The 13,641-nt window shown below is 60.8% G+C and carries 11 protein-coding genes; 5 read left to right on the top strand and 6 right to left on the bottom strand.

What is annotated here, in order from left to right:
- Window positions 1–58 precede the first annotated feature (58 nt).
- Both NE852_RS11155 and NE852_RS11150 read right to left on the bottom strand, forming a co-directional pair.
- Window positions 59–886, bottom strand: coding sequence for a ferritin-like domain-containing protein (locus tag NE852_RS11155; RefSeq protein ID WP_258156518.1), 828 nt, complete (start codon window positions 884–886; stop codon window positions 59–61).
- A complete protein-coding gene (locus NE852_RS11150; RefSeq protein ID WP_008526044.1) occupies window positions 883–1,356 on the bottom strand; it encodes a peroxiredoxin in 474 nt (157 codons plus the stop codon). The genes NE852_RS11155 and NE852_RS11150 overlap by 4 nt, the downstream gene beginning before the upstream one ends.
- 125 nt (window positions 1,357–1,481) lie before the next feature.
- Here NE852_RS11150 and NE852_RS11145 point away from each other — a divergent pair, with 125 nt between their 5' ends.
- Window positions 1,482–4,883 (top strand): DUF3971 domain-containing protein, encoded by a 3,402-nt coding sequence (locus NE852_RS11145; protein ID WP_258156517.1) that lies wholly within the window; start codon window positions 1,482–1,484, stop codon window positions 4,881–4,883.
- 15 nt (window positions 4,884–4,898) lie between these two features.
- On the opposite strand, the gene NE852_RS11140 is transcribed toward NE852_RS11145, so the two are convergent.
- On the bottom strand, window positions 4,899–6,560 hold the full coding sequence (locus tag NE852_RS11140) for an alpha-amylase family protein (RefSeq protein WP_008526045.1): 1,662 nt from the start codon (window positions 6,558–6,560) through the stop codon (window positions 4,899–4,901).
- A gap of 166 nt (window positions 6,561–6,726) precedes the next feature.
- Between NE852_RS11140 and NE852_RS11135 the strand changes: the two genes are divergently transcribed.
- Entirely contained in the window at window positions 6,727–7,008 is a 282-nt protein-coding gene (locus NE852_RS11135) for a hypothetical protein (RefSeq protein WP_008526047.1), read from the top strand.
- 78 nt (window positions 7,009–7,086) lie between these two features.
- Here the strand turns inward: NE852_RS11135 and tyrS are convergent, their stop codons facing one another.
- Window positions 7,087–8,343: a tyrosine--tRNA ligase gene (gene tyrS, locus NE852_RS11130; RefSeq protein WP_258156516.1), complete on the bottom strand. Its 1,257-nt coding sequence runs from the start codon at window positions 8,341–8,343 to the stop codon at window positions 7,087–7,089.
- Between the two features lie 131 nt (window positions 8,344–8,474).
- On the opposite strand from tyrS, the gene NE852_RS11125 reads away from it, so the two are divergent.
- Window positions 8,475–9,593, top strand: coding sequence for an anhydro-N-acetylmuramic acid kinase (locus NE852_RS11125; RefSeq protein WP_008526060.1), 1,119 nt, complete (start codon window positions 8,475–8,477; stop codon window positions 9,591–9,593).
- A complete protein-coding gene (locus NE852_RS11120; RefSeq protein WP_008526062.1) occupies window positions 9,590–10,123 on the top strand; it encodes a GNAT family N-acetyltransferase in 534 nt (177 codons plus the stop codon). The genes NE852_RS11125 and NE852_RS11120 overlap by 4 nt, the downstream gene beginning before the upstream one ends.
- Here the strand turns inward: NE852_RS11120 and NE852_RS11115 are convergent.
- Window positions 10,113–11,288 carry an acyltransferase gene (locus NE852_RS11115; RefSeq protein ID WP_258156515.1) on the bottom strand — a complete coding sequence of 392 codons (1,176 nt, stop codon included), beginning with the start codon at window positions 11,286–11,288 and terminating at the stop codon, window positions 10,113–10,115. The two genes, NE852_RS11120 and NE852_RS11115, sit on opposite strands and share 11 nt — an antisense overlap.
- Window positions 11,289–11,432: 144 nt before the next feature.
- Entirely contained in the window at window positions 11,433–12,110 is a 678-nt protein-coding gene (locus NE852_RS11110; protein ID WP_008526071.1) for an alpha/beta hydrolase, read from the bottom strand.
- Between the two features lie 217 nt (window positions 12,111–12,327).
- On the opposite strand from NE852_RS11110, the gene NE852_RS11105 reads away from it, so the two are divergent.
- A complete protein-coding gene (locus tag NE852_RS11105) occupies window positions 12,328–13,494 on the top strand; it encodes a cysteine desulfurase family protein (protein WP_008526072.1) in 1,167 nt (388 codons plus the stop codon).
- Window positions 13,495–13,641 lie beyond the last annotated feature (147 nt).

Below are 13,641 nucleotides of genomic sequence, written 5' to 3'. Positions count from 1 at the left end.
CGGTTATGGTTAATGAATGCTTTCTTTCTCGCCATCCGTGTCGAAAATGCCAGTCATTTCAGGCGTGGCTGATCGACGCCAGCGAGCGGTAGAAGGAGGGCGTCAGCCCGGCCTCGGCGCGGGCGAGATCGTTGAAGGGAGGCTTCAGCGGACCGCGGAAATTGGCTCGCACCAGTTCCTGGAAGGCTTTTGCCGGATCGCGCTTCTCGCGGGCGCAGAGGAAACGGAACCATTTGGCGCCGACGGCGACATGGCCCTTCTCGTCGTTATAGATAACATCAAGAACCGCCGCACTTTCGAGATCGCCGGTCTCGCGCATATTGGCCTGCAGAGACGGGGTGACGTCCAGACCGCGGGCTTCGAGAATCAGCGGCACGACGGCCAGCCTTGCCGTCAGATCGTTGCGTGTGGAGTGGGCGGCCTGCCAGAGCCCGTCATGGGCGGGGAGATCGCCGTAGTCTGCGCCGAGATCGTTCAAACGGGCGCGCACCATGCGGAAATGTTTCGCTTCCTCGAAGGCGACCTGCATCCAGCCGTCGAAAAAGGAGTTCGGCACCTGTTCGCTGGCGAATCGCGCCACGATATCGAGCGCCAGATCGACGGCGTTGAGCTCGATATGGGCGATGGCGTGGAGCAGGGCGATACGGCCTTTCAGCGTATGCAGCGAGCGCTTCTCCACCTGGGTGGGCGGCGTCAGCACCGGCTTGTCAGGACGCCCCGGCCTTTCGGGCAGGGCAGCGTCGAGCGGCGAGCGCAAGGACACCCGTCGGGCAAACCAGCGTGTGGCGCTTTCTTGCGCAAGCGTCGTCTTGCGGTCGAGGTCGGCTGCGCGGATGGCATCGATCGCTCCACCGCGCAGCGAGGTTATCGCGAGATCACCGGTCACGCGGTGAGGTTCCTCACTGCTTGGAGCACGGTTTCGGCATGACCCTGTACCTTCACCTTCTGCCAGATGGTGGCGATGATCCCGTCCCGGCGGATGAGGAAGGTCGTGCGTTCGACCCCCATGAAGTTCCGGCCGTACATGCTCTTTTCCTTCCAGACGCCATAGGCCTGCAGCGTCGTCTTGTCTTCGTCCGAGGCGAGCGCCACCGAAAGGCGGTGTTTCCTGATGAACTTGTCATGGCAGGCGGCCGAATCGGGCGACATGCCGATGACGGCAGCGCCTGCCGCGTCGAAGTCGGGCGCGAGTGCTGTGAAAGCCAGTGATTCGGCCGTACAGCCCGTGGTGTCATCCTTGGGATAGAAGAACAGCACCAGCGGCTTGCCGTGGAAATCGGCAAGCGAGACGCGCCCGCCGCCGTCGCGGGGGAGGCTGAAATCGGGGGCCATGGCACCGATGCCGGGAACCGCCATTATGAAAACCTTTCTTTTGCCGGGTTTGTGGATGACACACTCTCTCCCCGAATTATATATTGGACGGAAACCCGTCCAGCATGGCCGGGTTCAATTCTTCATTTTAAGGGAGAGCCCGAGGGCGCATGTCAGCCATCCGCGGCGAAAAGGTCACGTTTCGCAAGAAGGATATCGTTGCGCTGGACCGCTTGCCGTCCGCCCAGACCGAGGATCCGATCATCGTCCATTGCCCGCCGCCGCGCTCTTCGATGCGGCGCACGGCGAAGCTGACGTCAGGATTTCTGGGGCTGATCCTCCTCATTCTCGCCGCCATCGTCTTTACCGTCGAGAGCGGCATGTTCGACAAACCACTGTCGCAGCAGGCCCAGGCGGCGCTGAACGGCGCGGCCGGGCCGCGCTATCGCGCCGAGGTCGGCTCCACCGCCATCCGCTTCACCTCCGGCTTTCGGCTGGCGCTGGAAGCACGCGACGTCAACATGATCGACCAGGCGAGCGGCCAGCATGTATCGACGACCGGTTCGGTCCGTCTGGCGCTCGATCCGCTGCAGCTTTTCCGCGGCCGGATCGCCGTCACCGATATCGAAGCGGAGGATATTGCCCTCGATACCGCGCTTCTGCCCTCAGGCAATCCCGTCAAGCTCGACGATCTGCGTATCGATGCGCTGCCGGTGGCGATGGAGAGAATATTCTCGCAATTCGATTTGTTCGACGGCATCGTCACCCGTGGTTCGACGAGTTCGGTGCGCATCTCCGGCATAAACATCAAGCTTGCCGACACTGCGAATGGTCCGCTGTCGCTCGTCATCGACAATCTCGTCTTCGCCCATGCCGGCCCAACCTCGCTGCAATTGAGCGGCGAGGTCGCGCTCAACGGCGAGGTGGCGGAACTCGACGTGCTGGCCGAGAAAGAGGACGGCCACGTGTCGAAGGTGGCTGCGACGCTCAAACATGCCGACCTCACGCCCTTCGCGCTGAAACGCAACGATCAAGGCGTGATACGCCAGGGGCTCAATGCCTTCGCAGACTTGACGGTGTCGGCCACCAGGGCGCGGGGCGGTGTTTCACCGCTACTCACGGCGACGATCGATGTCGATCCCGGCCTGATCTATACGGATGGCGATTCGCAGGAGCTTTCGGGCGGGCAAATCAACCTCGCATATGATTTTGCCAAGCAGACGCTCGAGATCGCCAAATCGAACGCCCGGTTCGGCGCGACAACGGTTCCCCTCAACGGCGCACTGATCGATCTCGACAAGCTCGACCCGAAGGCGGGCAAGGGTTTTGGCATCGACCTTCTCGTCAGCGGCGGAACGGCCGCCCCAGGCGGTTCCGGCGAACAACCGCTTTCCTTCGATATTCAGGCCACCGGGCGCTACATGGTCGCCGGCCGGGAATTCCAGTTTCCCAATATGACCGTCTCCAGCCCGCTCGGGGCGCTCTACGGATCGCTGCGGGTCAAACTCGGCGATAAATCGCCCGAGATCAGCTTTGCCGGCCAGTCGTCGCAGTTGCAGACGACGGCGATCAAGCAGCTCTGGCCGTTCTGGATGGCGCCCAAGGTGCGTACCTGGGTGCACGGCAACCTTTTCGGCGGCACAGTCACGGACGCTGCCATCTCGGTCTTCATTCCCTTCGGCCGGCTGGACGAGGCGGCCGGCGGCAAGGGATTGAAGCTCGATGCCAATCAGATCCGCATCGGTTTCGACATCACGGGGGCGCGAATGAATGTCGCCGGCGACATTCCGCCAATCCGTGACACGGCGGCGCATTTCGACCTGACCGGCCCTGTCGCGACGATCGAGATCAAGAGCGGCACGTCCTATTTCCCTTCGGGCCGGTCTGTCGGTCTGGGGCAGGGGACATTCGTTATACCGTCCGCCTACGACAAGCCGCTGATGGCCGATATCGATCTCGCCGTATCAGGCGCGGCGGACGCCATCGGCGAGCTCCTGACCTACAAGCCGATCCGCGTGCTGCAACGCGCGGGCTTTACGCCCGACGATTTAAAGGGGCGCATCGATGCGAATGTGAAGGCGCATTTCGGCCTGCTCTCCTCGCAAAATCCGCCGCCGGCCGACTGGAAGGCGGCGATGAAGCTCACCGACGTCGACCTTGCCAAGCCCTTTTCCGGCCGCACGATCAGCAATGTCACCGGCATGCTGAACGGCGATCCAAAGCAGATCACGCTCGACGCCAAGGGCGAGATCGACGGCATTCCGGCCGATATCGATCTGACTGAGCCGGTCGAGGCAGCCTCCGGCGTGGAGCGGCAGCGGGTGATCACCGCAACGCTCTCCGAGGATCAGCGTAATAAGGTGATGCCCGGGCTTTCCGACATCGTCGGCGGAAGTCTGAAAATGGTGCTGACGCAGATCGACGACGATCGCCAGAACGTCCAGCTCGATCTCACCAAATCGCTGCTAGACCTGCCCTGGATTGGCTGGTCGAAAGGCAGTGGTATTGCCGCCTCCGCCGAATTCGAGATATCCGGCCCGCCCGAGAACACGCAGATCCGAAATTTCCGGCTGAAGGGCGATGGTTTCGGCGCGAGCGGGTCGCTAAACGTCGGCAAGGCCGGCCTGATCTCTGCGGATTTCGACAGCGTCAAACTTTCCTCACTTGACGATTTCGCCCTCTCGGTGAAGCGCGGTAAGGGCAATTTCGACGTTTCCGTCTCCGGCAACAGCGCCGACGCGCGGCCGGTCATCGGGCGGCTGAAATCGGGCTCAGGTGGAGATGACAACGAGGACAGCGGCAGCGACACAAGCGTATCGGTGCGCGCCAAGCTGAAAAACGTGGTCGGCTTCAACGACGAGAAGGTCGGCAATTTCCAGGCTCAGGTGTCACTGCGCGGCGACAAGCTGCAAGCGCTCAGCTTTTCCGGCGTGACAGACAGCGGCGAGGCCGTGGTCAGCCAGATGAAGGATGGCGGCGTCATCAACATCACCAGCGGCGACGCCGGCGCGGTATCGCGTTTTGCCGATCTCTATCAGCACATGCAGGGCGGCCTTCTCAATCTGGCGATCCGGCTGGGAGCGCAGGGCGGATGGGACGGTTCGCTCGACGTGCGCCGTTTCTCGATCGTCAACGAGCAACGCCTTCACTCGATCGTCTCGACCCCGGTCGGCCAGGAGCAGCGCAGCCTCAACGAGGCGGTGAAGCGCGACATCGATACCTCGTCGCAGCGCTTCCAGCGCGGCTTTGCCCGCGTCGTCTCGCGCGACGGCATGGTTGCCATCGAGAACGGCGTGCTGCGCGGCGATCAGATCGGCGCGACCTTCCAGGGCGTTGCGCGTGATCGCAACGGCAACATGGACATGACCGGCACCTTCATGCCGGCTTACGGGCTCAACCGCCTGTTTGCCGAACTGCCGCTGATCGGGGTCATTCTCGGCAATGGCAGCGATCGCGGCCTGATCGGCATTACGTTCAAGCTCACCGGCAAGTTCGATCAGCCCAACCTGCAGATCAATCCGTTGTCGATCATCGCGCCGGGCGTGTTCCGGCAGATATTCGAATTCCAGTGAGGAACCGCAAAGAGCCTAAATCTCCCTACGCTTGAGGAGATAATCGAGGCCGCCGATGCGATACCAGCGGTAACCATATGCGTCGAGGACGACGGTATGAGATCCCTTCTCGTCCGCTTCACTGCTCGCTCCATCGGCAATATCGATCAATTGCCGGCCGTCTTCGCCGATATCGGGATCGAAGGTCACTTCCGCCGGCCGTCCATGCAGATTGTGGAGGATCAGCACGGAATTTCCGCGCCAGTCGTAACGCAGCGCCAGGACGCCGTCATCGCCGGTGTCGATCACCGAATAATCGCCCCAGCCGATCTCGGGAGCTTCCTTGCGCATCCTTATCATCCGCTCGGTCCAGTTCAGCATTGAATTCGGATCGCGTCGCTGGACGGCGACATTGACGTGCTCGAAGCCATAAGGGCCTTCCTTGACGACAGGCGAGACGGGCTTTTCGCTTTTGGTGAAACCGCCTTCCGGTTCCGTCGACCATTGCATCGGGGTGCGCGCGCAATCGCGCTCCGGCAGGCATAGATCATCGCCCATGCCGATTTCGTCGCCGTAGCGGATGACAGGGGTTCCCGGCAGAGAGAACAAAAGGCTATAGGCCATCTCGATCCTGCGACGGTCGCCGCCAAGCATGGGCGCCAGTCGACGGCGGATGCCTCTGTCATAGAGCTGCATGTCCTTGTCCGGCCCGAAGGCGGCAAAGACTGCGTTGCGCTGCTTGTCGCTCAGCCGGCCGAGATCCAGCTCATCGTGATTGCGCAGAAAGAGACCCCATTGCGCGGTCGCTGGGCGCGGCTTGGTAGCCTCCATCGCCTTTTTGAGCGGCCGCGTATCGGCGCTGGCGAAAGCGTAAAACAATGCCTGATTGACCTGGAAGTTGAACATCATCTGCATTCGATCGCCGTCTTCGCCGAAATATTCGAAATTGTCCTTCGGCAGGATGTTGGCCTCCGCCAGCACGATGGAATCTCCCAGGCGCCATTGCAGGAATTCGCGAAACTTTCGCAGCATGTCGAACTGCTCGACGGGTCTGGTGACCTCGGCGCCTTTGGTCGAGATGATGAAAGGCGCGGCATCCATCCGGAAGCCCGAGACGCCGAGCTGGATCCAGAATCCCATGATCTTGAGGATTTCCGCCTGCACCTCGGGGTTGGAGGTATTGAGATCGGGCTGGTGATCGTAGAAGCGATGGAAATAATAGGCTTGGGCCTTTTCGTCGTAGGTCCAGGTGGTTTTCTGGACGCCGGGAAAGACCATGCCATGGTCGGCATTCGCAGGCTTTTTCTCGGACCAGACGTACCAGTCGCGATAGCGCGAGCGCGGATCGCTTCTTGCGTCCCGGAACCAGGAATGGTCCTTCGACGTGTGATTGATCACCAGATCGATCAGCACGCGGATGCCGCGCTGTTTTGCACCATGGGTGAATTCCACGAAATCGCCGAGCGTGCCGTAGCGCGGATCGACATTGTAGTAATCGGAAACGTCATATCCGTCGTCGCGCCCGGGCGAAGCCTGGAAAGGCATCAACCAGATCGCGGTCACACCGAGGCCGGAGAGATAGTCGAGACGCCGCATCAGGCCCTGGAAATCGCCGACACCGTCGCCGTTCGCATCCATGAAGGTTTCGACGGAAAGGCAATAGATGACGGCGTTCTTATACCAGAGGTCGTTGATCATGCCGGTGCTCCAAATCCATCTCGTCGCAAATCCCAGGGAGCGGAAAATGTTCCGAAATAGTGTGTGTGACCTCCTATGGAGGCTCGGCCTGATATTTTAGAAATATTTCATGTAAGATGCAGTTTATGGCCTCGATTAGAGGCCTGCTGCATTGTCGGAGGATGCCATGCAGTGCGCCCGGACTGCTTCTTTCGTATCGGTCGCCATAATTGCCGTTACACTCGGCGATTACGCTTATTCGGCTGAGAAGGGCGAGCGGCTGAAGCCCCGAGAGGTCACCCCTCCGGCCCACGCGCTGATAGTACCTCTCGATGCAACGGTTACGCCTCCAGTGTTCTCGATCAGCTGGTGGTCGCGCGTCACGCCCGCCCAGGGCATCGATCCGCCGAGCCGTCTCCAGAGTGACGCGGGGCGAAATGATGCGGCAGAGTCGCCGCGCGCTGAATGATGTCTTGGCCAGACATGCAAACGCGCCGTTCCCGCATGGAAACGGCGCGCTGCAAAATCAGCCTCGATACGATGTTGGTCAGGCCGCGCGGCGGATCAGGATGTGCTTCTTCTTGCCGAGCGAGAGCTTGATGATGCCGTCGGCTGTGATCTCGCCGCTGCCGATCATCTTGCGCTCGTCGCTGACCGCCTCGTCGTTGATGCGGACAGCGCCGCCCTGGACGTGACGGCGGGCCTCGCCGTTCGATGCGGCGAGGCCGGCGCGTACGATGAGCGACAGAAGGCCAATGCCAGCGTCGAGTTCTGACGCGGGAACGTCGACCGAAGGTAGGTTTTCCGAGAGGCCACCTTCCTCGAAGGTCTTGCGTGCGGTTTCGGCGGCCTGCTCGGCGGCCGGGCGGCCGTGCAGGATCGCGGTCACCTCAGTCGCAAGGATCTTCTTGACCTCGTTCAGCTCCGAGCCGCCGATCGACGAAAGCCGTGCGATCTCGTCCATCGGCAGGGTGGTGAAGAGCTTGAGGAAGCGCGGCACATCGGCGTCCTCGGTATTGCGCCAATATTGCCAGAAGTCATAGACGGGAAGCAGGTCGGCATTCAGCCAGACCGCGCCGGACGCCGACTTGCCCATCTTGGCGCCGGATGACGTTGTCAAGAGCGGCGAGGTCAGGGCGTAAAGCTGCGGCGTCCCCATGCGGTGACCAAGATCGATGCCGTTGACGATATTGCCCCACTGGTCGGAACCGCCCATCTGCAGACGGCAATCGTAACGCTTGGCCAGTTCGACGAAGTCGTAGGCCTGGAGGATCATGTAGTTGAATTCCAGGAAGGACAGCGACTGCTCGCGGTCAAGTCGCGTCTTCACGCTGTCGAAGGACAGCATGCGGTTGACCGAGAAATGGCGGCCGACGTCGCGCAGGAACTCCAGATAATTCAACGAGCGCAGCCATTCCGCGTTGTTGATCATCAGCGCGGCGTTGCCTGATTTGTCGTAATCGAGGTAGTTCGAGAAGCAGCTCTTGATCGAGGCGATATTCTGCTCGATCGTGTCGATCGTCATCAACTGGCGGGCCTCCTCTTTGAAGGAGGGGTCGCCGACCATGCCGGTGCCGCCGCCCATCAGCGAAATCGGGCGGTGGCCCGTCGCCTGCAGCCAGTGCAGCATCATGATCTGGGTGAGATGGCCGACATGGAGGCTGGATGCCGTCGGGTCGTAGCCGATATAGGCCGTCACGGTTTCCTTGGCGAACATATCGTCGAGGCCGCGTTCATCGGAGACCTGATGAATGAAGCCGCGCTCTTTCAGCGTGCGGAGGAAATCGGACTTGAACTCGGACATGGGCCTTCGTCTCTTGATATCTGCGCTCGCCTGCGTGGGTTGGCGCAAGTTCGTTGTTGTTGATCTGTCGCGGCGCGTTTAGCACTGTTTTTACAAAAGTGCATCCGGGAATCGCATGGGAGGCAAGCCTCATGGACGTCATCAGGACTGCGATCGGTCTGATGAGCGGCACGTCGATGGACGGAATCGATGTCGCGCTCATCAGAACCGATGGTCGCGGCTTCATCGAGCGAGGGCCGTTCATGGGCATTCCATATGACGCCGCTTTTCGCGAGCGGCTCAAGCGTGCGCTGGAACTGGCGCGTCCGCTTGAAGACAGGAACGAACGGCCGGCCGAGCTTCGCGAGATCGAGCTTGAACTGACCTTGCGGCATGCAACTGCCGTTACGGCATTCCTGGAGCGTTTCGGGCTTTCTGCCGAGGCCATCGATGTGCTCGGCTTCCACGGCCAGACGGTCCTTCATCGGCCGGATGAAGGATTGACGATTCAGATCGGCGACGGCGAAGAACTGGCGCGTAGAACCGGCATATCGGTAGTCTACGACATGCGCGCCGACGACATGGCTCACGGCGGGCAGGGAGCGCCACTGGTGCCGGCCTATCACGCAGCGCTTGCGGGAAAATTCCAGCAGACAGGAGAGGCGGTCTGTTTCGTCAACATCGGGGGCATTTCCAACCTGACCTATATCGGCGCTGATGGACGGATATCGGCTTTCGACAGCGGGCCGGGCAATACGCTGATCGACCAGTGGGTGGAGATGCAGACCGGCAAGACCTATGATCCCGGCGGCGAGATCGGCGGGCGCGGAAAAGTCGTCGCGGCGTTGGCGGAACGTTATCTGGACAGCCCGTTCTTTCTCGGCAATGTTCGCCGCTCGCTCGATCGCGGCGATTTCGCGCCGCTTGCGTTGGGAGAGGCGAGCCTTGAAGACGGCGCCCGCACGCTGGCGCATATCGCCGCCGCGTCGATCGTCAAATCTGCCGGTTTCCTGCCCGAAACCCCGTCGATCTATATCGTTTGTGGCGGCGGGCGGCTGAACCGAACCCTCATGGCGGAGTTTTCGGCTGTGGTCGAAGGGTTGGGGTCGCGCGTATCGACCGCGGAGGAAGCCGGCTTCGACGGCGACGCGATGGAGGCGGAAGCCTGGGCCTATCTCGCCGTGCGCTCGCTGGACGGTCTGCCATTGACATTTCCCGGTACGACGGGGGTTAGCGCCCCGGTCAGCGGCGGGGTTCTGGCGACGTCATGAGCGAGGAGAGGCTGATCCTTCGGTCCCCGCGGCTGCGCTTCGTCATGTGGGACGAAGGCGATGCGCCTTTGGTGCAGCGGCTACATTCGACGATGGCGACCAGCCGCTATCTCGCCGGCAGCGCGCCATGGAGCCTGGAGAAGGCCGATGAACGGCTGCGGGGCTGGTTCGAGGAAGAGGCGCGAGACGGCACGACCAAATACAAGCTCATCACGGACGATGGCCGCTTCATCGGCCGCGCCGGCATCTCGCGGTTCAGGAATGAGCAGTTCGAACTCGGTTATTCCCTGATCGAGGAAGCGTGGGGCAACGGCCTGGCGACGGAGGCGGCGCGTGCGCTCACCGACTGGTTCTTCGGAAGGAGATTTGCGCCAGGCTTTATCGCCTTCACGCATCCCGAAAACATTGCCTCGCAACGCGTCCTCAGAAAGATCGGCATGCGCGAGCGCCCGCCGATCCTGATCGATGGAGTGCTTGGTGTGGCTTTCGAAATGACCGCCGAAATGCGGCCGGGAAAGCCTAACTTTTGACGGCAAGCGGCCGGACATCGGATTTGTGTCTGGCCTGATGGCCTTCGTCGACGCCCCTGACCTGGGCGATGAACGAGAACTTCTTGCGAAGACCGAGGATCGGCTTCTCGATGAAATGCCATGACAGCACCGCAACGGCGAGGGCCGATGGCAGGCCGACGAGATAGAGCGCTAAGGCCCCATATTTCGGATAGAGAAAGACCGTCGGGAACGAACTGATCCAGATCTGCAGGAACGGGTCGTGGTAGAGATAGACGCCGTAGGAATAGTCGCCCTTTCTGAAGAAGGCGGGGATCGGAACCTCCGACAGGCCTACGAAGACTGTGATGTAAACGAGGGCGGTGATGAGGATCGGCCGGTTGATCACCGATTCGATCGAACGACTATCCAGAGCAAAAACGGCGACAACGCAGATTGCGCAGGCGGCGGCGAACAGCAAACGGGAATGCGGAATGATCGCTTTGAACTGAAAGACGACGATGCCCATCATGAACGCCGTGATCAACTGTGAGCCGCGGCTCATAAACAGGAAGCGCGCGAACGTTTTGATCGAGCCGGGGAACAGATATGGCATCTTCTGAACAATCAGGCCGATGAAGATGTAGCCGATCGTCACAGCGAGCAGCTTGTAGCGCGTCTTGACGATGGCGGTGACCATCAGGAACGACATGATGATGTAGCAGAAGATTTCCCAGGGAACCGTCCAAAGGGCGCCGTTGACACGCTGGCTCGGATTATCCCGGAAGACGCCGGGCAGCTCGTAATGGATCCAGCCGACAATGTTCAGGAAGTATTTGAAAAACCGCGGATCGGTAAAATATTCGGAGTGATAGACGACCGTGATGATCGGCCCGATGATCAGCGAACAAACGACGATATCGACGGCAAGTGCCGGCACGATGCGCAAGCCACGGTTGATCAGGAAGTTCCGCAGGCTAAGACGCTGGGCGCTGCCGGCGATCAGAAATCCGCTCAATGCGAAGAACATCGGAACAAGAGCGTATTCGGCAAACCAGAATATCGATCCTCTGATGAAGGCATCATTCCTGGTCAGCAAAAACGAATGGGTCAAAACGATAGAAAAGGCGAGCCCAATTCGAAGAAAATCAAATCCCGGACCGATTCCCTTATACTTATCCAGGACTTCCCCGAACGACTTGGTCATTTGCGGACCTCGCTTCTGTTTGGATCGCGAGGACCCTATCGCACTGCAATATGGATTGCAACACGCAGGGTGATCTGTTTCGGTACAGTCGGCCCGGTTGTGTCCGGGCCGTTTTTCGCAAGGTTTAACGTTCGGCTATTGGTCTTAGCGGATGCGCTTGGCGGCCGGCTCGGGCACCAGTTCGCCGTTCAGACGGCGATCGAGATAGTCCTCGCATTCGCCCATCAGCGTTTCCACCTGACCGTTGAAGAAGTGGTTGGCGGCAGGCACGGTGCGGTGCGTGATGAGGATGCCTTTCTGGGTCTTCAGCTTCTCGACAAGGCCATTCACATCCTTTTCCGGCGCCACCTTGTCGGCTTCGCCGTTGATGATCAGGCCGGAGGAGGGGCAGGGCGCCAGAAACGAGAAATCGTAAGTGTTCGGCTGCGGGGCGATCGACATGAAGCCTTCGATCTCCGGCCGGCGCATCAGGAGCTGCATGCCGATCCACGAGCCGAAGGAATAGCCCGCGACCCAACAGGTCTTGGAATCGGGATGCAGGCTCTGCACCCAGTCGAGCGCAGAAGCCGCATCCGAGAGTTCGCCTGCGCCGTGGTCGAATTCACCCTGGCTGCGGCCGATGCCCCGGAAGTTGAAGCGCAGCGTCGTAAACCCGCGCTTCTGGAACATGTAGAAGAGCTGGTAGACGATCTGATTGTTCATCGTGCCGCCGAACTGCGGATGCGGATGCAAAATCAGAGCGATGGGCGCGCTTTTTTCCTTGGAGGGCTGGTAGCGGCCTTCAAGACGACCGGCAGGGCCGTTGAAAATAACTTCGGGCATTGGTACTCCGGGTTTTATTTCGCGTTCGCGCTGCGCCGGACGACAACATGACTTGACTAATGTTGTCAGCTTTTCTAAAACGCAGTTTAGAACAATTCGAAACTTGCATGGCGATCCACGCATCGTGGAACGTGTCATAAGGCAAGCCCGGCGGAAATTTCAAGAAAAATGAACCGCGGGTGCTGAAGCAAGCTCGTTAAGCGCAGGACTGAAGATCATGGCGCCGCCACGCCTTTATCTCGACTGGAATGCCACAGCGCCGCTGCACCCGGCTGCGCGCGAGGCGATCATGCGCGCGATCGACATCTTCGGCAATCCAAATAGCGTCCACGGAGAGGGCCGCGCCGCGCGCGCCGCCATCGAAGGCGCGCGGCGCAAGGTGGCGGCACTCGCCGGCACCGATGCCGCCAATGTGGTCTTCACCAGCGGTGCGACGGAAGCTGCCAATCTGGTGCTGACGCCTGAATTCAGCATGGGCCGCACACCGCTGAAACTCGGCCACCTCTACTATTCCGCTATCGAGCATTTGGCGGTGCGGGAAGGGGGACGCTTCCCCAGGGAGAGCACGACCGAAATTCCGGTAACGGACGCCGGGATCGTCGACCTGAATGCGCTCGCCGCACTTCTCGACGCCCATGACAAGTCGACGGGCCTTCCCGTCGTGGCGATCATGCTCGTCAACAACGAGACCGGCATCGTCCAGCCGGTGGAGGAAGCGGCCAGGATCGTGCACGCCCATGGCGGTCTCTTCATCATCGATGCCGTGCAGGCGGCCGGCCGCCTGTCGATCGAGATCGAACGCGTCGGCGCGGATTTCATGATCATCTCCTCCCATAAGATCGGTGGGCCGAAGGGTGCGGGCGCGCTGATCGCCCGTGGTGAGGCGCTGATGCCGAAGGCGCTGATCCGCGGCGGCGGGCAGGAGAGAGGTCACCGATCAGGGACACAGAATTCGCTGGCGCTGATCGGATTCGGAGCAGCGGCGGAAGCCGCACTGGAGAACCTCGGGGAACGTAACGCTGTGATTGGCGCGCTACGCGATCGGCTGGAAGCCGGCATGCGCGCTGTCGCGCCCGATGTCATCATCCACGGGGCCGGCGGTCCGAGGGTCGCCAATACCATTTTCTTCACGCTTCCCTGCCTGAAAGCGGAGACCGGCCAGATCGCCTTCGATCTCGAAGGTGTTGCGCTTTCGGCAGGCTCTGCCTGCTCGTCCGGCAAGGTCGGTGAAAGCCATGTTCTGGCGGCAATGGGACGCGACGCCAAGCTCGGAGCCTTGCGCATCTCGCTCGGCTTTTCCACAACGGACGAGGACATCGATCGGGCAATCGCGGCTTTCGGCAAGATCGCCTGCCGGCGCAGGTCGGCGGGCGAGGCGGCCTGACCGCATCATAAACTTGCGGAAACGCAAATTTCCGCTTGCCAATCGGGCTGAAAAGTCCCTTTTGGCCACTTACATACTGGGCAAGCAATTGCCCGACATGAGGGGCAAGTGAATTGCCCAGACGCTACAAGCTGCCGGACCTTGTAT

This window comes from Rhizobium sp. Pop5 (assembly GCF_024721175.1).
Taxonomy (GTDB): domain Bacteria; phylum Pseudomonadota; class Alphaproteobacteria; order Rhizobiales; family Rhizobiaceae; genus Rhizobium.
This window is presented reverse-complemented; position numbering and strand designations above follow the sequence as displayed.

Bases quoted from the DNA above. Each gene is read 5' to 3' on its own strand.
- NE852_RS11150 (WP_008526044.1), bottom strand. From the start codon at position 1,356: ATGGCGGTTCCCGGCATCGGTGCCATGGCCCCCGATTTCAGCCTCCCC.
- NE852_RS11145 (WP_258156517.1), top strand. From the start codon at position 1,482: ATGTCAGCCATCCGCGGCGAAAAGGTCACGTTTCGCAAGAAGGATATC.
- NE852_RS11140 (WP_008526045.1), bottom strand. From the start codon at position 6,560: ATGATCAACGACCTCTGGTATAAGAACGCCGTCATCTATTGCCTTTCC.
- NE852_RS11135 (WP_008526047.1), top strand. From the start codon at position 6,727: ATGCAGTGCGCCCGGACTGCTTCTTTCGTATCGGTCGCCATAATTGCC.
- tyrS (WP_258156516.1), bottom strand. From the start codon at position 8,343: ATGTCCGAGTTCAAGTCCGATTTCCTCCGCACGCTGAAAGAGCGCGGC.
- NE852_RS11125 (WP_008526060.1), top strand. From the start codon at position 8,475: ATGGACGTCATCAGGACTGCGATCGGTCTGATGAGCGGCACGTCGATG.
- NE852_RS11120 (WP_008526062.1), top strand. From the start codon at position 9,590: ATGAGCGAGGAGAGGCTGATCCTTCGGTCCCCGCGGCTGCGCTTCGTC.
- NE852_RS11115 (WP_258156515.1), bottom strand. From the start codon at position 11,288: ATGACCAAGTCGTTCGGGGAAGTCCTGGATAAGTATAAGGGAATCGGT.
- NE852_RS11110 (WP_008526071.1), bottom strand. From the start codon at position 12,110: ATGCCCGAAGTTATTTTCAACGGCCCTGCCGGTCGTCTTGAAGGCCGC.
- NE852_RS11105 (WP_008526072.1), top strand. From the start codon at position 12,328: ATGGCGCCGCCACGCCTTTATCTCGACTGGAATGCCACAGCGCCGCTG.